Origin of the sequence: Congregibacter sp. (assembly GCF_965660375.1) — a bacterium.
Taxonomy (GTDB): domain Bacteria; phylum Pseudomonadota; class Gammaproteobacteria; order Pseudomonadales; family Halieaceae; genus Congregibacter.
In genome coordinates, this window is sequence record NZ_CBFHZO010000071.1 from 1 (window position 1) to 23,774 (window position 23,774).

20 protein-coding genes are annotated in these 23,774 nt (G+C 59.0%); 11 read left to right on the plus strand and 9 right to left on the minus strand.

Translation table 11 applies throughout. The annotated features are described in order from the left end of the window. Positions 1-554, minus strand: a 554-nt coding sequence (locus ACTG3T_RS06295; RefSeq protein WP_439101413.1) for an MBL fold metallo-hydrolase, incomplete at its 3' end; no start/stop codon positions are given. Between the two features lie 105 nt (positions 555-659). Here ACTG3T_RS06295 and ACTG3T_RS06300 point away from each other — a divergent pair. Beyond that, a complete protein-coding gene (locus ACTG3T_RS06300; protein ID WP_439101414.1) occupies positions 660-2,270 on the plus strand; it encodes an FAD-dependent oxidoreductase in 1,611 nt (536 codons plus the stop codon). Here the strand turns inward: ACTG3T_RS06300 and ACTG3T_RS06305 are convergent. The 3 genes from ACTG3T_RS06305 to ACTG3T_RS06315 form a co-directional block, all read right to left on the minus strand. Next, positions 2,267-2,854, minus strand: coding sequence for a chalcone isomerase family protein (locus tag ACTG3T_RS06305; RefSeq protein WP_439101415.1), 588 nt, complete (start codon positions 2,852-2,854; stop codon positions 2,267-2,269). The genes ACTG3T_RS06300 and ACTG3T_RS06305 overlap by 4 nt on opposite strands. A 65-nt stretch (positions 2,855-2,919) precedes the next feature. Then, positions 2,920-4,296 carry an APC family permease gene (locus tag ACTG3T_RS06310; RefSeq protein WP_439101416.1) on the minus strand — a complete coding sequence of 459 codons (1,377 nt, stop codon included), beginning with the start codon at positions 4,294-4,296 and terminating at the stop codon, positions 2,920-2,922. A gap of 414 nt (positions 4,297-4,710) precedes the next feature. Further along, the gene (locus tag ACTG3T_RS06315; RefSeq protein WP_439101417.1) at positions 4,711-6,084 is read right to left on the minus strand and encodes an aminotransferase; all 1,374 of its coding nucleotides are present in this window, start codon (positions 6,082-6,084) and stop codon (positions 4,711-4,713) included. Between the two features lie 82 nt (positions 6,085-6,166). Here ACTG3T_RS06315 and ACTG3T_RS06320 point away from each other — a divergent pair, with 82 nt between their 5' ends. Beyond that, on the plus strand, positions 6,167-7,567 hold the full coding sequence (locus tag ACTG3T_RS06320; RefSeq protein WP_439101418.1) for a glutamine synthetase family protein: 1,401 nt from the start codon (positions 6,167-6,169) through the stop codon (positions 7,565-7,567). Between the two features lie 50 nt (positions 7,568-7,617). Here the strand turns inward: ACTG3T_RS06320 and ACTG3T_RS06325 are convergent, their stop codons facing one another. Further along, entirely contained in the window at positions 7,618-8,535 is a 918-nt protein-coding gene (locus ACTG3T_RS06325; protein WP_439101419.1) for a response regulator transcription factor, read from the minus strand. Between the two features lie 84 nt (positions 8,536-8,619). On the opposite strand from ACTG3T_RS06325, the gene ACTG3T_RS06330 reads away from it, so the two are divergent. From ACTG3T_RS06330 to ACTG3T_RS06340, 3 genes are read left to right on the plus strand one after another with little or no spacing between them, the layout of a single operon-like run. Further along, positions 8,620-9,807: an acyl-CoA dehydrogenase gene (locus tag ACTG3T_RS06330; RefSeq protein WP_439101420.1), complete on the plus strand. Its 1,188-nt coding sequence runs from the start codon at positions 8,620-8,622 to the stop codon at positions 9,805-9,807. Beyond that, positions 9,807-10,994, plus strand: coding sequence for a CaiB/BaiF CoA transferase family protein (locus tag ACTG3T_RS06335; protein ID WP_439101421.1), 1,188 nt, complete (start codon positions 9,807-9,809; stop codon positions 10,992-10,994). The genes ACTG3T_RS06330 and ACTG3T_RS06335 overlap by 1 nt, the downstream gene beginning before the upstream one ends. A 47-nt stretch (positions 10,995-11,041) precedes the next feature. Further along, positions 11,042-12,223 carry an alpha/beta hydrolase family protein gene (locus ACTG3T_RS06340; RefSeq protein ID WP_439101422.1) on the plus strand — a complete coding sequence of 394 codons (1,182 nt, stop codon included), beginning with the start codon at positions 11,042-11,044 and terminating at the stop codon, positions 12,221-12,223. A 3-nt stretch (positions 12,224-12,226) separates the two neighbouring features. Here the strand turns inward: ACTG3T_RS06340 and ACTG3T_RS06345 are convergent, their stop codons facing one another. The 4 genes from ACTG3T_RS06345 to ACTG3T_RS06360 form a co-directional block, all read right to left on the minus strand. Continuing rightward, entirely contained in the window at positions 12,227-13,075 is an 849-nt protein-coding gene (locus ACTG3T_RS06345; protein WP_439101423.1) for a M48 family metallopeptidase, read from the minus strand. Between the two features lie 24 nt (positions 13,076-13,099). Further along, positions 13,100-14,725 carry an alkaline phosphatase gene (locus ACTG3T_RS06350; RefSeq protein ID WP_439101424.1) on the minus strand — a complete coding sequence of 542 codons (1,626 nt, stop codon included), beginning with the start codon at positions 14,723-14,725 and terminating at the stop codon, positions 13,100-13,102. 95 nt (positions 14,726-14,820) lie between these two features. Further along, entirely contained in the window at positions 14,821-15,825 is a 1,005-nt protein-coding gene (locus ACTG3T_RS06355) for an NAD(P)H-dependent glycerol-3-phosphate dehydrogenase (RefSeq protein ID WP_439101425.1), read from the minus strand. Positions 15,826-15,867: 42 nt separating this feature from the next. Continuing rightward, complete coding sequence (locus tag ACTG3T_RS06360) at positions 15,868-17,529, minus strand: HAD-IB family hydrolase (protein ID WP_439101426.1); 1,662 nt, start codon at positions 17,527-17,529, stop codon at positions 15,868-15,870. Between the two features lie 128 nt (positions 17,530-17,657). On the opposite strand from ACTG3T_RS06360, the gene ACTG3T_RS06365 reads away from it, so the two are divergent. The 6 genes from ACTG3T_RS06365 to ACTG3T_RS06390 all read left to right on the plus strand — a co-directional run. Next, entirely contained in the window at positions 17,658-19,385 is a 1,728-nt protein-coding gene (locus ACTG3T_RS06365; RefSeq protein WP_439101427.1) for a hypothetical protein, read from the plus strand. Continuing rightward, on the plus strand, positions 19,382-20,200 hold the full coding sequence (locus ACTG3T_RS06370; RefSeq protein ID WP_439101428.1) for a class I SAM-dependent methyltransferase: 819 nt from the start codon (positions 19,382-19,384) through the stop codon (positions 20,198-20,200). Before ACTG3T_RS06365 ends, ACTG3T_RS06370 begins: the two co-directional genes overlap by 4 nt. An 82-nt stretch (positions 20,201-20,282) precedes the next feature. Next, positions 20,283-20,528: an SDR family oxidoreductase gene (locus ACTG3T_RS06375; protein ID WP_439101429.1), complete on the plus strand. Its 246-nt coding sequence runs from the start codon at positions 20,283-20,285 to the stop codon at positions 20,526-20,528. A gap of 39 nt (positions 20,529-20,567) precedes the next feature. After that, positions 20,568-21,572, plus strand: a complete 1,005-nt coding sequence (locus ACTG3T_RS06380; protein ID WP_439101430.1) for a glycosyltransferase family 2 protein — start codon at positions 20,568-20,570, stop codon at positions 21,570-21,572. A gap of 19 nt (positions 21,573-21,591) precedes the next feature. Further along, complete coding sequence (locus ACTG3T_RS06385; protein ID WP_439101431.1) at positions 21,592-23,298, plus strand: hypothetical protein; 1,707 nt, start codon at positions 21,592-21,594, stop codon at positions 23,296-23,298. 24 nt (positions 23,299-23,322) lie between these two features. Next, positions 23,323-23,774, plus strand: a 452-nt coding sequence (locus tag ACTG3T_RS06390) for an amidohydrolase family protein (RefSeq protein ID WP_439101432.1), incomplete at its 3' end; no start/stop codon positions are given.

Sequence of the window (23,774 nt, forward strand, 5' to 3'; positions counted from 1 at the left end):
TTAAGCGTTTCCAGATCCACCAGTCGTCGGTAGCGGTCCGGTAAGGTGGACACGGCCTTGCCAAAGAAGCCAAAGCGTTTCTTGTATTTTTCAAGTTGTTCTTCGGTGTAGCCCGCTCCGCGGTAAAAGTCGACAGCGACCTGGGGTGCCTCGCGACCGGTGTCCGACACCAGGGAGCGACACATGAGGTATTCGGCGCGGGACATCCACAGATCGCAGCCGTGCGTTTCGCAGATCCATCCGGCGAGCCCCACGTGGTCCGGGTGCATGTGTGTGCAGATCACGCGCTTTACCGGCTTACCGCCCATGAAGCCTTCAAAAAGGGCTTTCCAGACCTCCCGCGCATCGGGAAGGTTCAGGCAGGTATCAACGATGGTCCAGCCATCACCGTCCTCCAGAAGCCAGAGGTTGATGTGATCCAGAGACATGGGCATGGGAAACCGCACCCAGTAGACCCGGTCGGCAATACGCCGGGGCTCGCCGGGCTCGGGGTTGACCCCGCGACCCCAGGGGTAATCCAGGCCGCGATAGGTTTCCTGTGTTTCTTGATCCATAGAATAAGGGGTGCCACCAAAAGAGTGCGTTATAGTGGTGTTTACCAGGGTCACTGTCCAGCTGACCCGATTGAAAAGCGGCCTGTTTGTTGAGGAGGGGACGCGGTGTCCACCGCACTGCGCGATAAAAATCTCGAAAGTCTTGATGGCCAGGAATATGACGTTCTTATTGTGGGGGGCGGCATCAACGGGGCCGTCTCGGCCGCCGCGCTGGCGGGTAAGGGTGTGCGTGTTGCGTTGGTGGACCGCGGAGACTTTGCCAGCGGCGTAAGCTCCAACTCCAGCAACCTGGCCTGGGGCGGCATCAAATATCTTGAGAGTCGCGAATTTTTACTGGTGAACAAACTGTGCCGTTCACGCAATGAGCTCATGCGTGCCTACCCGTCTACGGTCAAAGAAATTCGCTTCTTCACCACGATTCAGCGGGGCTTTCGCTTCTGGTCCTTCTTTGTTTTTCTGGGCAGCGTGCTCTATTGGCTTATAGGTCGCTGTAAAACCCGCGCTCCCCGCTATCTTTCACCCCGGGCGATCAAGAAACTGGAACCGGAAATCAACACCAGTAACGCCGCGGGGGGGCTGGAGTATTCCGATTGCTACCTCTACGACAATGATGCGCGCTTCGTCTTCAGCTTTATCCGTCGGGCCCTGGATCTGGGCTGCGTAGCGGCCAACTATGTCAGCCTGGAGGAGGCAGTCCCCCGGCAGGGCGGCTGGGACTGTCGTCTACGCGATTGCGAGAGCGATAGGGAACACGCCCTCCGCGCGAAAACCGTAATCAATGCCTGTGGTCCCTGGGTGGACTCCATGAATACCAGGCTCGGCGTGCAAACCGAGTATCGGCACCTTTTCTCCAAGGGCATTCACCTCATCGTTGACCGGGTAACGGATAGCCGGCGGGTGCTGACCTTTTTTGCCAGCGACGGTCGTCTGTTTTTTCTGATTCCCATGGGCCCCAAAACCTGTATTGGCACCACCGACACTGCGGTGAGCGACCCCTCCGTGGGCGTGACACCAGAGGACCGGCAGTTCGTCCTCGATAACGTCAATGCACTCATTGATCTGCGCGAGCCTATTCGCCCGGAGGATGTGATTGCTGAGCGGGTGGGGGTGCGTCCGTTGGCGGTGACGGGCTCCCAGGGTGCAACGGACTGGGTCCAGCTGTCGCGTAAGCATGAAATTGAAGTCAATAAGGTGCTGTCGCAGATCAGTATCTTTGGCGGCAAGCTCACGGACTGCCTGAATGTGGGGGAGGAGGTTGTCGCCGCGGTGGAATCTCTGGGTATTCCCATAGCTAAACCCAATGCTGACTGGTACGGAGAGCCCCGCGGCTCGGTGAAGGCGCTGTTTATGCAGCAGGCGAGTCAGCTGGGTTTGGACGAAATGACCGACCCGGGTTCTTCAGAGCCCCTGAGCGAGCGCTTCTGGCGCCGTTATGGAGAGGCGGCGTTCCAGCTTCTGGACCGCATCCGCGAAAGACCCGAGAGCGTGGAGCTGCTTATCGAGCACGCGGAGTACACCCGCTGCGAAATAGAGCTCACTGCCCGACGGGAAATGGTCGTGCGTCTGGAAGATTTTATGCGTCGCCGCTCGAAGATAGAGCAGGTCGTTCGCGTCGAGGACATTCGTTATGCGCCGGGGCTGGCTGAGGCCAGCCGAATTCTATTTGGCGAACATGCCGACCAGCGCCTCGACGAGTATCTCGCGGCGCTGGATTAGCTGTTGCCGAGAAGAGATGCCCTGATTTCTGGTCGGGTGCAGTCTTCCGATAGCCAGATGTCCACAAACTGCTGACCGAACTCCGGGTCCTCTATGTGTCCGAGAAGTTCGCCATTACGCCGGAAAGTGCTGCGATTTTCATTATCCAGCTCCAGGCTCAGGACGTCGCCTGAGTCTATATCGGTCCAGATGCTGGCGAGTTCCTGGCGCCACTGATCCTGTCGAGGATGCTCGCGGCCCATCTTGTTCCACTCGGTCTGCGTTCGCTCCACCAGGGCATCGGCCTTCACATCCAGCAGATACTCGATTTCGAGCTTCAGCGGGCGGATGCCGTCCTGGTACTGACCGGTAGGGGTGTACAGCCGGGAATCGTAGACGGACCAGAGCAAAAACTTCAGTCGTGCCTCACCCACTTTCTCAAGATCCAGCGCCCGCTGCTCGGCGCTTTGCTGCAAGGTGCTAGCGGCAGCTTTATTGACCGCCAGCTCGCTGGCAACCGCCGCGGCAGTAAAAACAACCAACGCAATAAGCCCCGCGCGTTTGCGGCGGCTCTTTGCGTCTCCTGTTCCAGTAGCGTTAAACATGGGTTTTCTCATAGATAACATGAGCTTATTTACGTTCGGACGCTCAGATTAGATGTACCTGAGTTTTAGACGGGAGAGCGTGCTGAATGTTCCGCGGCTCTCACCAGGATCTCGCCGAAGAATAGTGCTGCCACGACGCCGATGATCACCGGCCACTGGGGACCCTCTCCCGGAGTCACCATAAACAGTGTAATGGCCATGAGGAGGATGGATCCGCAGAGCATTGCGCTGACCCAGGCGCCCGGCGGGCCCCCGGGAACCCGGAAGGGTCGGGGATGGCTGCCATCGACACCGCGCATGCGCAGGAACGCCAAAACCATGCCGACGTAGGGCAGCATAAACAGCACCGAGCTGAAGGCGAAGAGTGACCAGAAAAGGTCTTCATTGCTGCCTGACATGAAGCCGTAGCTCAGGAGCGCAAGTGTGCTTACCGTGCCGGTGAGGGCCGCAGCGCCCAGGGGCGATCCATTGCCCGGTAATTCGATGCCAAACCACGCGGGGAGCTCTTTCTCAATGGCCGCTTCGGCGGCAGCACGATTGGCACCCATGGACCAGGCGGCGCAGCTTGAATAGATGCCAAAGAGGAAACAGCAGCCAAGGAACAGCACCAAAGTGTCAGCAGCGGCAGAGCCCGCAAAGGCAACCTCCAGTACATCAATCACACCTTCTACGATATTGATGTCGGTTACCGGGGTGGTGGCCAGTACCGCAAAAGTGCCGAGCACCGATAGCGCCAGCACAATTATTCCGGACCATAGAATCGCCCGGGGGACATCATGTTGGGGGTTGCGCATTTCTGCGGCCCCCGCGCTTGCAAGCTCAAAACCCAGCATGCCGTAGATGATTGCCGGTATGAATTGCAGCCCGTCACCCCAGCTCGGCGTGAGCTCGGCCACCGACATGGAGTTCACTATTTCCCGGGAGGACAGAAAGCGCCAGGTACCGGCGATTAAGGCTCCAAAAAGCAAAAACTTCGCGATGGCGCCCATATTGGGAATCCACTTCCCGATCTTCAGTGCCACCACGTTGGCCGCTACGGTGAGCCAGGTAATGGCGATGGCAATGCTGATCTGTGTGGTCAGGGAGGCCTCCAGTCCAAAGAGGCGGTTGGCCACGCCTGCAAAGAGAATAAACATCGAAGGCAGCCAGAGCGCCATATTCACCCAGTAGCAGTAGGTGATTCTCGACGCCCAGCGGCTGCCAAAGGCATTGCGAATCCAGGTGTAGATTCCGCCCTGCTCTGGATAGCTGCAGCCCAACTCCGCGCTGATCAAACCCATGGGGAGAAAGAACGCCACACCCAGAATCAGCCACCAGGCAATGCTCGAGACCCCAGCCGACGCCGAGGAGGTGAGGATGTCGGGCAGCAGAATCGCTGAAACGGTGAACAGCACCAGGTCACGCTGGCGAAGCGTTTTGGGATGCTCAATAACCTCGGTCATGCAGCGCTCGCGGGGCTCTCCGTGGAATCCGAGACTAGCATGGTCGCTAGCCAAAAAGTTGCCAGTATTAATAGCGTGCCATGAGCACAGGATAACTCTCTCGTTACAAGCACCGCTGATTATCGGCAACGTGCCTTGATGCCGCGAGGCCTCCCTCGCCAGAAAGAAATCGTAATAACTCAGGACGTGCCATGAACGCAGCGCAACTCTCTCGCCAGAAAGAAACTGCCACTGGCTCCCGAGTTGCGCTGCGTTCATGGCACTCGCGCGAGTGTCAGGGGTTCTTTGGTCGATCGAGTGCAGCTGCGCGAATGCCAGGGACGCAGGGAGAGGGTGTGGAAAGTGAGTGGCAGTTTCTTTCTCACTTTCCACACCCTCTCCCTGTGGCCGCCCACAATTAGAACGGCGGTCCTATCAGCCAGCGATCTTGTAATGCTCCGCGGTGGCATCCAATGCCGCGGTGAGCTTCTCGGCGAGGTAGTCAATGTGCTCGTCTTCGCAAATCAGCGGTGGCGACATGATCATGGCGTCGCCGGTCTGGCGCACCATGAGACCCAGGTTGTTGGCGGTATCCCGGCAGTAGACCGCGCCGGCGGAGTCGGGCGCCAGACGTTCGCGGGTCTCTTTGTTGGCCACCAGCTCGATGGCCGCAAAACAGCCCCGACCGCGGATCTGGCCTACGATGGGATGATCCTTCAGCTTCTGCAGACTGCTCTGGAAGTAGGGCGCCAGATGCTCCGCGGCGTGCCCTACGATGTTCTGCTCGTGGAGGATGTCCAGAGTAGCCAGTCCCGCGGCACAGGAGGCGGGATGTCCGGAGTAGGTCAGGCCGTGGGCAAATTCGCCGCCACTGGCCATCAACACGTCCGCAACCTTGTCGGACACCAGTACACCGCCCAGGGGCATGTAGCCGTTGGTGACCGCCTTGGCAAAGGTAATGAGATCAGGCTTGATGTTGTAGGTCTGGCTCCCCCACCACTGGCCGGTGCGGCCAAAGCCGCAGATAACTTCATCGGCAATAAGCAGGATGTCCCGCTCGTCACAGATACGCTGCAGTTCCGGCCAGTAGCTGTCCGGCGGCACAATGACGCCGCCGGCGCCTTGCACAGGCTCGGCGATGAACGCTGCAACGCGGTGTTCGCCCAGCTCATCGATTTTGGCTTCGAGTTCCCGGGCAATACGCAGACCAAAGCTGGCTTCGTCCTCACCCGGCTCCGCCAGCTCAAACCAGTGGGGCTGGTTGACGTGATGAATGTAGTCAAGGCCAATGGCCTGTTCGTGCATGGCCTTCATGCCGCCCAGGGATGCCGCGGCGATGGTGCTGCCGTGGTAGGCGTTTTTTCGGCTGATGATCAGTTTCTTTTCCGGTTTGCCAAGGAGGTCGTAATAGCGGTGCACCATGCGGATATTGGTGTCGTTGGCTTCCGAGCCGGAGTTGGTGAAGAACACATGATCGAAACCAGCGGGAGCAATTTGAGTCAGCGCTGCCGCGAGCTCCACCGCCGGCTGGTTCGAGCAGTTAAAAAAGTTGTTGTAGTAGGGCAGTTGCTGCATCTGATCGAAGACCGCCTGCTTGATGCGATCCTGGCTGTAGCCCAGATTGCAGCACCAGAGCCCCGACATACCATCGAGCATGCGGTTGCCGTCGCTGTCATAGATAAACACGCCCTCGGCGCGGCTGAAAATCCGGCCGTTACCTTTGGCATAGTCATGAAAGTCCGTAAACGGGTGGAGATGGTGAGCCCGGTCGAGGGCCTTGAGGCTGGCGGTGTCTGCACTGCTGTTCATAGCGAGTTTCTCTGCTTTAAGATGGCAAAGTGTGGCATAGCAAACCGCGTCTGCCATTAACCCAAAGGTGTTGCCAAATGTCATGTTTTCTTCGGGGCAGTTTTTTCAGGACGCCCTCCGCTGGACCCAGATCGTAATGACGGTGATGGAGCAAGCCAAACACTTTTTGGACCGGCATCCGGATGTGGAGCTCTTTGAGGTGGTGCTCGCCGACCTGTCCGGAGGGCTGCGGGGGAAGTGGGTTACCCGGGACAAGCTCAGCACGGTGTTCGCCGATGATCTGAAGCTCCCCATCAGCGCTTTGGTTTTTGATAGCTGGGGCAGGGATGTAGAAGAGTGGGTGTTTCTTAGTGGCGATGGTGACGGCTGCTGCGTCCCCGAGCCGCGAAGCCTGACTCTCATGCCCTGGGGTAAGCGCCCCATGGGCCAGGTGCTGGTGAGTCTTGATCACGAGGACGGCAGTCCCAATTCCCTCGATCCGCGGCGCATCCTCGGTGCCGTGGAGGCGCGCTTTCGGGAGCGGGGATTACAGCCGGTAGTGGCCAGCGAGATGGAGTTTTTTCTGTTGCAGAGCCAGCGGGATAACCTGGGTCGGCCCCAGCACACGCAGCAGGACAGCCTGGGAGGAGCCCTGGGCACCGGACAAACCTACGGTCTGGAGGCCATGGCCGAGGTTGATGAGTTTATGCACGCCGTGCGCGAGTGCTGTGAGCTGCAGAATCTCGCGGTGGACACCCTCATCAAGGAGAGTGCGCCATCGCAGTATGAGATCAATCTCCTTCATCACCCGGACGCGCTGCTTGCGGCCGATCAGGCGCTGCTCCTAAAACGAGCGATCCGCGGTATCGCCAGAAATCATCAACGCATAGCGACCTTTATGGCCAAGCCCTTTGGCGATCTGGCAGGTAACGGCATGCACCTGCACTGCAGCCTGCAGGACATGGAGGGCAATAATCTTTTTGATAATGGAACAAGCGAGGGAAGCACCTTACTACGTCAAGCCATCGCCGGGTGCATGGAGACCCTGCCGGACGTTATGTTGTTGCTGGCGCCCACCATGAACTCCTACCGGCGCTTTCAGCGGGGTATGCACGCTCCTCTGGCACCCTGCTGGGGTTACGAAAACCGGACCGTGGCTCTTCGGGTGCCTGCGGGCCCTCTCTCTGCCATGCGCCTGGAGCATCGGGTGGGCGGCGCCGATGCGCAGCCCCATCTCGCCATCGCAGCGCTGCTGGCCGGTATGCTTTACGGCATTGAGCTGGAGCTGGAGCCACCCCCTGCCATGAAGGGTAATGCCTGGGAGCAGCTGGAACCCAGCCTGCCCCGGGACTGGAATGCGGCCCTGGATGCCTTTCGTCATTCGCGGTTTATAGCCGATTATCTGGGCGCATCATTTCAGGAAGTCTATGGTCTGGTGAAGCAACAGGAGATTGATGAATTCGGCCGCCACGTCACGCCCCTGGAATACGACACCAGTTTGTAGACGTCAGCTTGTGTTCGCCCAGTGACGCGATGTCTACGAATGGACTGCGGTTACTCAGGCCTGGCCAAATAGCTCACCAGTGTGTCGCCACCGCTATAGTCATGGCTGCTCATTAGTGAATCCAGGAACAGGTAAAAGAGCTCAGCCTGAGAGCTCACCTCGAGCTTGGCGTAGGCATGCTTGCGGTGCAGTTTTACTGTCTCTACGGAGATGTCCAGGCGCGTAGCCACAGACTTGGTGCTGTGACCGTGGAGTACCAGGTTGATGACCTGCGTTTCGCGCTCTGTCAGCAGGCTGGAGCCAAAATCATCCAGCGCCAGATGGAGATGCCGCCGGATACCTTCGCCCGAGCCGCTCTCGACGGTCCAATGCCCTCTGCACAGTTCTTCCACCGCCAGTTTAACGCTGCGCAGAGTGCGAAGCTGCGCCTGGCTGAAGCGTTTTTTTGCCAGTCGACCGAGCGCTACATTGACGAAAGCATCCTCGCCGACCTCCACCAGAAAACCACATTCGTCGGTGAAACCACAGTTGCGATACCAGCTGTGGTAATACTCGCTGTCCCTGAAGCGTGTCGGCGCGAGCTCCTTCAGGAGAAAAACCCCAAAACGCCGCTCTTCGGCAGCGGCCTTGTAAAAGGGGTCGAGGAGAAACGCCCCCGCAAGGAAGCGCTCCATGGTGTTGCCGCCGCGGGCCAACGGGGTCTCCCGGTACACAAGGGTAGGCAGGTCGCCCCCACCGTAGTAGATGACCGAGGCGTCATCGATGGGCACCAGTGCCCGTAGCCCCTGTATCAGCGCGGGCGCAAAGTCATCGCTCCCGAGGGCCGGCAGGCAGTTGGCCACCAGCGTTGAGAGAGCAGCAAGCTTTGGGTCAAGTTCCGTGGCCAAGGGGTGCTCTTCAGGATGTGTTTGAGAGGAATCATCATAGCGCTGGCAGGCTCCCGGCGAAATACGCACGGTGGGAAACATGTTCGTGTACCTCTCTCGCGTTATAGTTATCCGGATCGCGGTCACGCATCATTGCGGACCTGACTACAAACGGATAACCCTTGGATGGCGATTACGACGATGCGCTGGGAAAAACTCGACTGGAAAGACCCTTTTGCCCTGGATGCGCAGCTCAACGACGAGCAGCGTATGGTGCGGGACTCGGCGGCACAGTATGCCCAGGCGAAGCTCGCGCCCCGCGTAAAAGAGGCTTTCCGTGAGGAACATACGGACCTCGACATTTTCCGCGAAATGGGAGAGCTGGGATTGCTGGGCGCCACCATTGACGGTTACGGCTGCCCCGGTGTCGATTACACCAGCTACGGACTCATTGCCCGCGAGGTTGAGCGGGTAGATTCGGGCTACCGCTCCATGCTCAGCGTCCAGTCATCGCTGGTGATGTATCCCATCTATGCCTACGGGACGGAAGAACAGCGGGAGAAGTATCTACCGAAGCTTGCCACGGGAGAGTGGATCGGCTGTTTCGGGCTCACGGAGCCAGATTACGGTTCGGACCCCGGCGGCATGGTGACGCGGGCGCGGAGCGTCGATGGGGGCTACTGCATCAGCGGCGCAAAAATGTGGATCAGTAATAGCCCTGTTGCCGATGTATTCGTGGTCTGGGCAAAGACCGATGACGGCCTCATTCGAGGGTTCATTTTAGAGAAAGGGATGGACGGGCTCAGCGCTCCCAAAATTGAGGGCAAGCTGGCCCTGCGCGCATCGATCACCGGCGAGATTGTGATGGACGAGGTATTTGTGGCCCAGGAGCAGTTGCTGCCGAACGTCCACGGCCTGAAAGGTCCTTTTGGCTGTTTGAACAACGCCCGCTATGGCATCGCCTGGGGGGCGTTGGGCGCCGCCGAGACCTGTTGGCATGCCGCGCTCGACTACACCATGGAGCGCAAGCAATTCGGCAAACCGCTGGCGGCGAACCAGCTTATCCAGCTGAAGCTTGCGGATATGCAGACGGAGATCGCGCTGGGGCTCCAGGGCTGCGCCCGGGCAGGCCAGCTCATGGATGCGGGGGCTGTTTCGCCGGATCTTATTTCGCTTATCAAGCGCAACTCCTGCGGCAAAGCCCTGCACATCGCCAGGCAGGCCCGGGACATGCTCGGGGGCAACGGCATTTCCGATGACTATCCGGTGATGCGGCACATGATGAACCTTGAGGTGGTGAACACCTACGAGGGCACCCATGACATCCACGCCCTGATTCTCGGCCGCTCGCAGACAGATATTCCCGCGTTCTGATGACCGCACTGCAGGGGCTGCGCGTTCTCGATCTGTCCCGGGTCCTTGCGGGCCCCTGGGCCAGCCAAACGCTTGCGGATCTCGGGGCCAACGTGATCAAGATAGAGCGCCCCGAGGGCGGTGATGACACCCGAGGCTGGGGGCCTCCCTGGTTGGAGCGTGAGGATGGAGACCATGGAGAGGCTGGGGAGTCCGCATATTTTCTGTGCAGCAACCGTGGTAAGAGATCCATACGCGTAGACATGCGTTCGAGCGAGGGCCAGAAGCGCCTGAAAGACATCGCAAAGAGCGCCGACGTACTTATTGAGAACTTCAAGGTTGGCGCCGCCGCACGCTTTGCTCTGGATTACGAAAGCTTGAGCCGCGAAAACCCGCGACTCATCTACTGCTCCATCACTGGCTTCGGACAGACGGGGCCCCTCGCGGCGCGTCCGGGTTATGACTTTCTGGTACAGGCCATGGGCGGACTGATGAGCGTCACCGGTGCACCAGATGGCCAGCCCGGTGGAGGCCCCCAAAAAGTCGGCGTAGCGCTCACTGATATTATGACGGGGCTTTACGCCAACGTCGGTATTCTCGCCGCCCTCGCGGAGCGGGAACGATCGGGATTGGGGCAGCAGGTGGACCTGGCGCTGTTGGATGTGACCGCTGCGACGCTCGCCAATCAGGCCAGCAACTACCTCGTGGGCGGTATTACGCCTCAGCGTCTGGGCAATGCCCATCCTAATATCGTGCCTTATCAGAGTTTCCAGGCTCAGGATCGAGAGTTCATTGTGGCCGTGGGGAACGACACCCAGTTCGCGAGGCTCGCCACGCTTCTGGGGCAACCCGCTTTGGCTCAGGACCCGCGCTTTGCCAAAAACGCAGACCGCGTGGCGCACCGGGACACGTTAATCCCCCTCCTGGCCGATTGTTTTGCGCAGCGGGATGCCAGCCACTGGCTTGCGGAGTTGGAGTCTGCGGGTATTCCTGCGGGGCCGATCAACACCATTGCCGAAGCCCTCAATGAACCACAGCTCCTGGCCCGGGAAATGATCGTCGATCTGCCCCATCCGGATAACGAGGACCTCAGGGTTGTGGGGAGCCCCATCAAGCTCTCTCGCACACCGGTGACCTATACCCGTCCGCCTCCCCGTCTCGGAGAACATGATGGAGATCTCATGCTCGACCCCTGGGGAGATGGCTAGGGGCGTTTCTGTAGTAAAAACCGGTAATCACATTTGAGGAGCAGCGCTTGAAACTGTTGTTAAAAATACTTGCTAGCCTGGGGGTTTTGCTGGTCCTTCTTGCGCTTTATGTGACCTTCTCCCACCAGCCTGAGGACTTTCCTGAAGGCAGTGACAGCGAGGCCCGTCTGGCGGCAGGCCCCTGGTCCGTGGCGACCTTTGGCGAACTCTTTATCGATCGCGACCGGTCTACGCAGGCAAACGGCGACTATCCCGGCGATGAGCAGCGCTCGCTCGATGGTACGGTGTGGTATCCCTTTGAGGCCGAGGCAGGTCCGCGGCCCCTGCTGGTCTTCAGTCATGGGTTTACCTCCAGCCGGAGCAACGGTGCCTATCTTGCGGAACATCTGGCAAGTCATGGTTTTGTGGTTGTGGCCGTGGATTACCCGCTGACCAATATGCGGGCCCCCGGTGGGGCGCTGGTGGAGGATGTGATCAATCAGCCCGGGGACGTCAGTTTCCTGATCAACACCTTAGTGGGGTACAGCGCCGTTTCCGGACATGCACTGTCGGGCAAGATTGATCCCGCACGTATTGGCGTTCTGGGTATTTCCCTGGGCGGCTTAACATCCACGCTTTCGGGGTTTCATCCCGAATGGCGGGATCCGCGCATCGGCGCCGTGCTGTCCATTGCGGGGCCCACCAATTTTTTCACCGACGAATTTTTTCAGAAAGCGGATCTGCCCTTCATGATGTTTGCCGGAGATCTGGATGTGCTGGTGCCCTACGCGACGAATGCCGCACCGGTTCTCGACAAGAAACCGGGGGCAGAGCTGGTGACGCTCAAGGGCGGTTCGCACACGGGGTTTTCCGGTGGAACCGCACTCCTGCGGGCTATGGATAATACCGATGCCATCGGCTGCTGGTCCGTCGGTCGTTACATCAAGCCAAATCAGGAAAGCCAATGGGAGGGTTTGTTTGGCCCCGTAGAACTGGGCATTGATTACAGCGCGCCCAACGAGCTGTGCACTGTGGACCCGCTGCCCCAAACCATGAACGTCCTGCGACAGCAGATGATTGCCCGGGTGGTGATCACCGCGTTTTTTGAAGAGCACCTGGCCAGTGACGCGTCCGTGCGAGAGGCTGCGGCCCTGTTTCTAAGCCGCACCGGCGCCGAGGAAATTCCCGAACTCAGCTACGCACGAAGTCGCTTCGGCGAGACTACGTCCGGCTTGCCCTCAGGCGGCTGATTCCTAGCGTACGATGGTTACCGGCGTGACTTTCGCCATGCGCCCCCGGGGGTTCAGGGCACGCATTTCAGGCACCAGCGCACTCAGCGCCGCCTGGCGGTTCTCCGGCGCGGGATGCGTGCTCAGAAACTCGGCGGGACGGCTCTCGGAGAGTCCGCCCATCTTCTGCCACAGGGTCACCGCCGCCTCCGGGTCATAGCCCGCGCGCGTGGCCAGCTCAATGCCAATCTGATCGGCCTCTGACTCCGCAACGCGACTGTTGGGAAGCTCCAGGGCAAGCTTCGCCGCCAGCGCTGCGCCGGCCAGGGTCGCCGCGTGATTGTCCGAGGCTACACCGGCCGCCAGCACGCCCATATTGATCGCCATGGCCCGGGACATGCGCTCCGCCGTGTGATTGGCAAGGGCGTGGGATATCTCATGACCCATAATCTGTGCAAATTCATCGTCCGTCAGCTTGAGCTGCTCGAAGAGGCCCGTGTAGGCGGCCATGCGTCCACCGGCCATGCACCAGGCATTCACCGTCTCGTCGTCGTCGATGATGGCAACGCTCCACTCCCAGTCTGCAGAATCCGCATAGAGGGCAATGGCCTCTGTTACCAGACGTCCGGTAATGGTGGCCACGCGATCCGCCATCCTCGGATCATCTACCAGTTTATCTTCCTGATTGAGCTGACTCACGGTGCTCAGATAGGCCTGCTTGGATTCCACAATGGCAGATTCCGGAGAGATGAGCATAAACTGGTTGCGGCCGGTGGGACTGGTGGTGCAGGCTGCTACCAACGTGAACAGCACCGGAATCGCTACCGCGATACGCAGTGTTTTTGACAAAGGGGCTGTTTGCATTAAACGCATGACTGGGTCTCCAGGGGACTCAACTTAGCGACGGTCTTCCAACGACTGAACGCGCTCAGCGGCTTCGGCTTCCCAGGTGGTGGCCTGCAGCATCATGTGGAAAAGCTGGTTCTGTTCTATCGCGCCCATGGCACCCTCGGCACCGGGGCCATTGGCATAGACCGCGACATCCTCGCCCCCGTGAGTTTCCGCATTCAGCGGTACCAGTGCTTCCTGATGATAGCCGGGACGGGTTGTATCCACCTCGCTGATGTCCTGGCGGCCCGCTATGGGGTCTTCCGTATAGGTACTGTCGGCATTCAGCTGATCTCCGTGATCGCGATAGCCCCGGCCATTCATGTAGCCGAGGGTTGTGTAGGGCTGACCATCGACATCCAGGGCCGGCTCGTCACTCCCTGCGGGGACTACCTTCCCCAGTATGGGATTTCCGCGGCGGGGGTAGCCTGCCATGGTAAAAACGTGGCTGTGGTCTGCGGTGACCATGACAAGGGTGTCGTCAGCGTCGGTACTGCGCATGACGGCCGCTACCGCTTCGGACAGTTCAATGGTGTCCTTGAGGGCGTTGGCGGCGTTGCCGGCATGGTGAGCGTGGTCAATGCGTCCCGCTTCAACAACCAGTAAAAATCCTTCATCGCGATTTTGCAGGAGCTCCAGGGCCTTGAGTGTCATTGCGGTTAGTGAGGGCTGCTCGGCACCGGGAACCTCACGCTCCAGGGCGTAATCCATATGCGAGTTACTGAACAGCCCCAGGAGAGGAGCCCGACGTGCTTCCTCCAGGTCAGACTTATTGTCGACATAGCTGCCCTGGGGGTAGGCCGTCTGCCATTCCTCGATAAGATTGCGTCCGTCTCCACGACGCCCGCCCTCTTCGGAGCCGGGTAGGAAGTGTCGACGACCGCCGCCCAGCGCCACCTCGATTCCATCGCTTGCGTCGGCGCCAAATTGCCTGTTCAGGCGTTCTCGGGAGTCCAGAAATTGCGCTGCGATATCTTTACAGCCCTGGGCTCTGGCGTCGTCGGATAGCTCTTGATCATCTTCCCAGTCTCGAGCGGCGGTTTTTGCGTAGGTGGCCGCGGGTGTGGCGTGGGTAATGCGCGCAGTGCTTACAACGCCGGTGGCTTTGCCCGCCAGCTCTGCAATCTCCAGCAGGGACAGCAGTTCAATACCCTGGCTGCTGCTGCAGTCTTCCTGAACCACTCGCTCGTCGACACCAAAGACACCAATTTTGGTTTTCACGCCGGTCATGATGGCGCTCATGGTGCCGGCGGAGTCCGGTGTTTGAGAGTCCACGTTGTAGGTTTTCACCAGACCGGTGACGGGGAACTCCTCAAAGCTAAGACGGTTTTCTTCACCGGGATTGCCGGCCTCCTGTCCCTGGAGAATGCGGGCGGCGGTTATGGTTGATATGCCCATGCCGTCACCGAGAAAAACAATGACGTTCTTCGCTTTTCCCGTGGCTGGTGATCTTGCTACCCGGGCCTGGGCATCGGTGTACCAGGGACTTTCACGCTGGTAATCGGGAATGGGGGAGGAGTCCACTGCGGCGACGGCGTTAGGCGCTGCAGTCCCGCTGCCCGATTCAACCACGGTGATGTTCATGCAGCCTGTAACCAACAGGCTTAGCGTCAGGGAATAGATTGCGCGGATCATGGATAGAGGTCTCTTAAGGGTTTCAATTCGAATGGGCGGTATTCACGTCCCATGGGCTTTTTACCGGACTCTTGCTCGAACTCCCAACCCGGCTTTTAGCCGGGCTCTGACTCAGCGCCCGCTGCGGTTCGCAACAGACCCCGGTAGGCCCCTCGGGCATTGGTTTCGCCGGTCACCACGCGGTACACATCCCGCGCGATAGGCATATCGATATCATACTTTTCAGCCAGGGCCATAACTGCCGGCGCACTTTTTGCGCCTTCAGCAACCATAAACATTTCATCGGCAATCTGTTCCATGGTCTTGCCCTTACCCAGCTGGATTCCCACATGGCGATTGCGGCTCTGAGAGCTGGTGCAGGTGGCAATCATATCGCCCATGCCGGCAAGTCCGGCGAAGGTTTCGGCGCGGCCTCCCATGGCCACCCCCAGACGGGTGACCTCAGCCAGACCCCGGGTGATCAGGGCTGCCCGGGTGTTGTCTCCCGCGCCCTGTCCATCACCCATACCCACGGCGATAGCAATAATATTCTTGAGCACGCCCCCCAGCTCGCAGCCCACGACGTCAGGGTTGGTATAGACGCGGAAGAGTCCGCTTTTGAAGATCTCCTGAAGTGAGCGCACGATAATACTGTCGTTCATGGCAATGACGCTGGCAGCGGCTTGTCCGGCCATGATTTCCCGTGCCAGGTTGGGTCCCGTAAGCACGCCCACCGGGTGTCCCGGAAGCACCTCAGAAATAATCTCGGTCATGCGCATGCGGGTATCCAGCTCCAGACCTTTGGTGAGGCTGACCACCGGCACCCAGGCACGCAAATGCTTTTTGACCTCCAGGAGCACGCTGCGAAAGTTCTGTGAGGGAATCCCCATAACCACTACATCCGCATTGGCGACGGCGTCACCAATATCGTTGGTGGCGCGGAGGCTATCGGGTAAAACCGCATCGGGTAAATAGGTCTGGTTGCGATGTGCGTTGTTGATTTCATCTACCGTCGCCGGGTTTCGGGCCCAAATAGTGACAGGGGCGTTGCGGGTCGTCAGTGCTGCCACGGTGGTGCCCCAGGATCCGCCCCCGAGGACGGCAACATTCAGTTCGCTCAATTTATTCTCCTTATATGACGAAACGACTAATCTGCCAGCGTGCTAGCTCCCCGCTGACTTAGGGCGCGCCTTGGGCCGGGCCTTGGCTGCAGTTTTGGGTCTGGCCTTGGCGGCGGGCCGGCGTTTGGCTTTGGTGGTGGCTTTCGCCTTGGTCTTTGCCTTGCTTGGCGACTTTGCTGGAGTCTTAGCGGTCGCCTTTGCTTTGGTGGCAGGCTTTTTCCTTGTCTTCGTTGCTGTTTTTGTTTTGGCCTTTTTCGCCACGGGGGCCTTCTCTTCGGGCTGCCCCAGGGTTCTCAAAAACATGTTGCGAACCTCACGGATGTGGTCGTCCAGGGTGTCGGCGCTCCAGGCACTAGTATCCACCGGTGGCAGTACATCCACTTCCACCGTTGCAGGGCGGAAAACAAAGTCACCCTTGGGAGCCACATCACCGGCGTTGCGAATCACAACGGGCACGATAGGTACGCCGGCCTGAATAGCCAGGTGGAACGCCCCTTTCTTGAACGGTGCCAGGTTGGGAGATACCGTACGTGTACCCTCGGGGGCCAGCGCTACCGATTTGCCCTCGTTACGCATGGCATCGACCAGAGGCTTCATCGCTTCGATGGCAGAGGAGGCGTTTTTGCGATCGATCATCACCACGCCGCCCATCTCCAGCACTTTACCGATGACGGGCATTTTTTTGATTTCCTGCTTCCCTACGCCTGCCATATCGCGACGGAGCAGCTTGGCTCCTATCACCACGTCCGCCTTGCTCTGGTGATTAAAGATGAACACGGCGGGACGCTCTTTCCATAAGTTTTCTTCGCCGTTGACTCGAAGGTCCAGGTTGATCAGCGCGCTGGCGGTTTCCGCAAACAGGTTGATAGAGAAATTCGTGGCTTCCCGTCGCGAGCCGGTGAGGGCGTAGATCGGGAGCCCTGCAGCGAAGGTGGGCACCAGGCTCACCGTGGCCGCGATGGAGCGAACAAACTGGCCCATTGTGGGACGACCCCGGCTGCCAAAGCTTGCCGTGGGCCAGTTATTGTCTCTTGCCACTGCGCGCAGCTTATCGCTGGGGTTCAGGGCAACGGGATTACCGACGTGTTCCAACAACAGTTGATCATCGGTGCTGTCGGAGTAGAAAAAACCGTCGTCCAGATTGGCGCCGACGCTGTCCGCCAGCACCTCTGCCGCATCGACTTTGCCCTGTCCGAAACAGGTGGGCCTGACGACACTCCCGGTAAACACGCCGCCTTCCACTTCGAGCTGGGTACACAGCACGTTCTCAATGCCCAAATCCCGCGCGGCGGGTTCCACCTGATAAGGCGTGGCGGAGGAAATAATGCCTACGGTGTGCCCCTTGGCAAGGTGGGCGTCGATGAGCGCGCGAGACTCGGGGTATACCAGGCGGGCGATTTGCTTGGTGAACAGCTCTTCACCGAGCTCGACATAGGCCTGCTCTTCGATGCCACGCATAAACTGCGTGGTCACCGCCATCATGCCGGAGAAGCCAAGATTGCCCAGTCCAAAGTTAGTCATGGCGCTGGCAAGCTCGAGGAAATCCCGTACCGACAGGTCGCCCCGACGCAGCTGCTCGCGGATGAAGGCGATGGCGGAGTAACCCGAAATAATAGTGCCGTCGAAGTCGAAGATGGCGCAAACTTCCGGCCCGTCGGGACTGGCCTCAATGGCCTCGAGTAGAGGATTTACAGAGCTGCTCATCACGTCAACGTCCTGTACTGTAGTTAGTCGCGGAACCTTTGAGTCTAGCATGCGACGATGGGAGGCAGCAGCGGCTCATTTACCCTCTGCTAGACTGCGCAAACCCCCGCCGTTGTCGCGAGCCAGGCTTGTCTCTACCTGCTGACTTCAGTTTTTCATCACGACCCCGGGCGCCGGTGTTGGTGCTGCTGGTGCTGCTGGTGCTAGCGTTTTTGCTGCGCGCGATTCCCGCCATGGACTATGGACAGGACTGGTACGGCGACGGCAGTTTTACCCTGGTAAACTTCGACGAGGGTGGCTCCTGTCGGGCGGCGCTAAAGGGTTTTAATTATTCCCCTCTTGTAGGTTGGCAGACACTGGCAATAACAGACGCGCTGGGGAATTCACCGCCCCAGGGGAGTGGCGGTGATGCGCGTGCGGCGAAGACTTTTTGTCACAGCGAAGCGCACCTGCTCGTCGCCAGGCTGTATTCCGCAGGCACCGGGGCACTCACGGTGGGGATACTTTGGCTCCTTGCCGCCCTGCTGTTTCCCGAGAGGCCGGTGGTGGCACCGGTGGCGAGTGCCCTGCTGGCGCTCTCCGGCTGGCACATCAGCGAGTCCATAGTGGGGACGGTGGATGCGGCGTCCACTTTTTTTATCTACGCGTCCATAGCTGCGGTTGTTTGGAGCGTGCACCGCGGAGGGTGGCGCTGGCTGTTGGCGGCGGCTTTGATGGTGGCCGCGGTCTTCACCAAGTACTGGGTGTTTGCGCTGGCTTCTTTGTCGGTATTTCTGCCCCCGGGATTTTTTCTGGGACTGTTTGACGGCCTCGGGCGGCGGCAAATTGCGCTGCTGCTGCTGGGTTATGCCAGTGTCTTTGGGCTTGTATGCAATCCCGAACTTCCCTCGCGATCCATCTGGCTGCTGCCTGTGCTGTTCTACCTTGTGGTGCCCTGGGCGCGCCTGAGCATTACCGCTGGAGGCTTTTTTCTGCTGGCGCCCTGGTTAGCACCACTGTTAATGCAGGTGGACCTTTTTGTAGCTTTTACGGCGGGCGGGGCGGAGGGACGGTTTGGTACGGATTACGGTGCCATCGGTTGGTACAAGTGGTTGCGCAATCCACCGAACATTTTCATTGTGCTTTTTATAGGTCTCGGCATACCGGCGTTTCTTGTGGCGGTGTATGGCGCAGGGCAACTGTGGAAACGCGAATCCTTTGATCGAGGGTGGTTGGCTCTGATGCCGGTTCCGGCCTTTACTTTATATATGGCCTTTCTCGCACCGGTCACCTACTACCGGCACTACCTGCCTCTCCTGCCGGCCGCCTGTCTCCTCGCCGCCTTGGGTGTGAGTTACCTGAGACCATCCCGGCGCGGTTTGTTGCTGGTGGTGATTATGTTTTGGCAGGCGTTGCTGGCGATCGATCTGGTCTCTGATTACCAACTTGACCCCCGTCGCAAACTCATTGCCTGGTATGACCGGCAGTCTCCCACGCGTGTGCTGGTGAGTTACTACGTGAATCCGCCGCCGGATAGGGGAGTTTCTCATCGATTGTTTCGGCCCGCCGATGCCTACCCCGGCGGCAGACGGCTATCGGCGGCAGATGCCGTGATACTGAGCGAAAACTGGTACGACACGGCCTTTGCCAACGAGCTCAATGGGCCGCTGGTCAACAACTTGTCGCGCCTGATCAAAACCACGCCGGGGTCAGCTCGTTTCTATCGACAAGCTATGGCTGATGAGCATCCCGCGCTGGTAAAACGCGAGCATTTCCGTGCGCCGACTTTTATGCCGGAATTGCTGCTGCATTACGCCGCCTATGGCAGCTTCACGCAGTTTGTGGGTGATATTGTTATCTTTGAGAGCAGGCCATGAGTCGCGAAGACGAACTGGTAGCGCTTCAGGCGACGCTCTACGCGTCCCGCAATCCTACCCGCCGCTATCTCCATTGCGCCCGGCGTGACTGGGTGTTGGCACAGCTGACGGACGTCTCGAAGCAGAGCGATATTGAGCAGGCCCTGGAGCTGGGCCCCGGTTCCGGCGTTTATCTCTCAGCACTTGCGGTGGTGTCTCGGGATGTTGTCGCACTCGATGTGGAGTCCAGTCACCTCAGGGCAGCGAAGCGCTCTCTGGCCACTTCGGGCGAGGCGACATCGGTCGTCTTTGTGCAGGGCGATCTTCGCTCGGGAGCAGTGCAAGCCGAATCTGTCGATTTATTGCTGTGCTCTGAGGTGATTGAGCACGTTGCAGATTCCGCAGGACTGCTAAACGCCATGGCTGAGGTACTGGCACCCCGAGGAACCCTGATTCTCACAACCCCCCAGCCCCGCAGCCCCCTGGAACTGCTCGGAAAAATAGCCTTCCTGCCAGGCATCATCCACTTGCTGCGCATGGTTTATCGCGAGCCCATCGAACCCACGGGACACATCAATCTGCTGTCGGCGCACAGGCTCAGAGCTCAGTGCAACGCTGCAGGACTCAAAGTGGTGAAAGAGGCACGGATGGGATTCTATCTGCCAATTCTCGGGGAGTTTGCGGGGAACTGGGGGCAACGTCTGTTGGCGGCGGTGGACAAGAAGCTCCAGGGATCACGGTTCGAGGGCTTGCTGTGGACCCAGTGCTATCTGCTCCAAAAAGCCGATGCTGGAAGCGACGGAGATGCCCAAAACCCCTCTGATGTTGCCGCTTAAATTGATCTATCCTTGAGCACCACAACCAGTAAAAAAAGAGTAAACGTTTGATCCAGCGATCAGGCGCGGTTTGGAGAGCGATATGAATTATTTTGTCACCGGCGGCACGGGTTTTATTGGACGCTTTCTGGTTCCCAAGCTTCTGGATCGGGGCGGAAAGGTGTTTGTTTTGGTACGTCCCGGTTCAGTGCCCAAGCTTGATGCGCTCAGAGAACTCTGGGGTGCATCGCCGGAGCAGGCGACGATTCCCAGTGTGACCGAAGCCTTTCTCAGCCAGGCCTATGCACTGTTTCCCGATTCACCCGCGGTGTGCACTGGTAGACGATGAGAACTGCATGAGAGCTGTGTTGAAAGCCGGGCACTGATTGTGGCGGAGCTGCTGTGTGTGGTGGTCCCCGTGTACAACGAGCGTGAGGTATTGCCTGCGTTTCACGACCGGATCATGGCGGTGCTTGAGTCTCTGCAAATTTCGATACAGCTGCTGTATGTGGACGATGGCAGCAACGATGGCTCCAGCGAGTGGCTGGCAGAAAAACAAAACGAAGATGATTGTGTGGGCGTTTTGCGTTTGTCACGGAACTTCGGCAAAGAGGCGGCCATGTCGGCGGGCTTTGATCATGCCGAGGGCGATGCCGTGGTGGTGATCGATGCCGATCTGCAGGACCCGCCGGAGCTTATCCCCACGCTGGTAGAGCATTGGCGTGCGGGCTACGACGTGGTGTATGCGACCCGGGAGTCCCGTGATGGCGAGCAATGGCTTAAACGTCACAGTGCTTCCTTGTTCTACCGCGTGATGGACAGGCTGTCGGATGTTCCAATTCCCCGGGACACCGGTGATTTCCGTTTGCTCAGTCGCCGGGCCGTGGATGCTCTTGCCAAACTTCGGGAGCAGCACCGCTACATGAAGGGCCTCTATGCATGGATCGGTTATCCCCAGAAAGCGGTTCCCTATGCACGGGACGCCCGCTCCCTGGGGCGGAGCAAGTGGAGCTACTGGCGCTTGTGGAATCATGCCCTTGAGGGTATTACCTCCTTCTCCGCTGCGCCTCTCAAGCTTGCCACCTGGCTGGGCATGTTCACTTCAATCCTGGCTTTTGGCTACGGTTTGTTTTTTCTGTTGCGCACGCTTTTCCTGGGTAATCCCGTGCCGGGTTATCCATCATTGATAGTGATCATGCTATTCCTGGGGGGCGTACAGCTTGTGTGTCTTGGCATTATTGGTGAGTACCTTGCGCGCACCTATAACGAGAGCAAGGGTCGGCAACTGTACTTTGTGATGGACTACCGACCCAGTGGCGACCTGCCTCGTCGTGTATCCCCAAAGAAGGAGACCGACGACTCGGCAAACTCCGAGAGTGCGGTCGACCTTTGACCCTTCCAACGCAAAGCTGATGTCAGCGCTGTCGCAGCTCCGCGATTGGCCGTCGGAGCGAAGCTGGCCCTGGCTTTTCGCAGGCGCGCTCATCTATCTTTCCTTTGGGTTTACCGAAATGATGGGTTCGGATCTGTGGTGGCATATTGCTGCGGGTCGGGAGGTTGTGCAGCAAGGAAGCCCCTGGCTGGTTGATGACTGGTCCTACACGGAGCTGGGCAGCGCCTGGCATAATCATGAATGGCTGGCTGACCTGCTGTTCTATGGGTGGGTGCATTTGTTTGGTTTGGCGAGCCTGGTGATCTGGAAATGGTCGCTGATCATTGCGACCTTCTGCCTTCTCCAAGTACTGCTGACCCGCCTCAGCGGTAATGCGCTGGCCGCGCTGTTGGCCTGCACCGCCGGCGTAGCTATCGCCGCCCCCTTTCTGGATATGCGGCCGCAGCTTTATACCCTTCTTGGCTTGGCGGTTCTGCTGCAGCTGACGCTCCATCGTACCCCCCGCCTGATTGAACTATTGCCGCTGTTTCTAATCTGGGTAAATCTTCATGGCGGTTTTGTATTCGGATTGATGGTCCTGGCTATCGTGTTGTGTCCCTGGCGTGATTTCTCTTTGCGCGCATTGCGCAGCGCGGTACTAACCTGGTGCGCCTGTGCGCTCATCTGCTTTGTAAATCCTGACGGCGCGCGTATTTTCTGGCTGCCGCTGGTGTATGCGTTGAATGCGGATTCGCCCTATCGGAGTTTGGGAGAGTGGCGATCACCCTTTGAAGCGGGTGGGATTACCTCTGTCTGGTACAGCTATTCGCTGGTCATTGCTGCTGCCCTGAGCATGACCTGGGTGTTACCTGCGGTGCGGCGATGGGTGCTCTTCAGCCCGGAGCTGCTGGTCATCGCCGCGCTCAGCGCTGCCATGTCTGTGACCAGCCGGCGCTTTATCATTTTATGGGCTGTGGCTTTTGCGCTCTTGCTCGCGCCCTTCGCCGGGGCGTTATTGCGTCAAAAGCTACTGCAACCGCTTATGCTCCCCGCGCTACTGGCGTTCATCATTTGGGGTGGTCTTCGGGTCGCGCCTTACTCTCTGAATCCGACAATTGCCTATCACTACCTCACTGCAGAGTATGTGTATCCCCACGGGCTCACTGACTTTGTCGAGGTCAACAGGCTGCAGGGCAAGACCTTTGCTTTCTATAACTGGGGGGGCTATCTCCACTGGCGCAGCGATGGTGCTTTGAGGGTATTCATCGATGGTCGCGCCAACACGCTGTTCAATGACGAAACTTATCTTGATTACGTCACCGTGCTCGGCGCCCGCGCAGGGTGGATAGAGAAGATCGAGAGTTCCGGTGCCGAATTGTTTATGTGGCCTCGCGGTCGCAATGGCGTCCGGTTGACCCGGGGGCTATTACAGACGGGGCGATGGCGGTTGCTGTATGAGGATGTGCGTGGCGCGCTCCTGGCCCATGAAAATTTTGACTTGCCTGTGACGCTGCGTTTACCGGGCGACAGTGTGAACACGCGGCTCACCGCCGCGTACATGGCCGCAAAAAAAGGGGATAAGGTGGCGGCTCTGGCAGCCGCGAGTCGCGCCCACGATCGTCGGCCCTGGGGGCGGACCACTTGCAGTTGGTTGCAGCGAAGTTTGCAGGCGAACGGCCAGCTCCGAGAGGCCGAGGCGCTGTTGGAGCGCTGTCGTGCCTACTTCCCCAGTAAGTATTTGCGGTAGGCTTGGGCGTCTTGAGCTTTGTTTATGATTTGCCGGCTTTTCCTGGCGGCACTTCCCCATAAGGAGATGTTGATGAATGTGCGTGGATGCTTTTTGGCAGCGCTGGTGGCGCTTCCTCTGCAGCTGCCTGCAGCGACCCTGATTCACAATGTGCACGGTTACACCATGCACGAAGGTGAGCGATTGTCTTTTTCAGCCCTGGAATACGATAAGGGCGTGGTGACTGCAATATACGACGAAGAGGCGTCTGCATCGGGCAGCAGGGCAGAAAACCGCATCGACGGGCAGGGACTCACTCTGCTTCCCGGGCTCATTGATGCCCACGGTCATGTCGCGGGTTTGGGCAGCGCCCTGGCAAGTGTTGATCTCACCGGCAGTGCCAGCGAAGCAGAAGCCGTCGCTCGCCTGAGCGCCGTCGCCGAGAATGGAGAAGGCTGGCTCTTCGGTGCGGGATGGAATCAGGTTTTGTGGTCCTC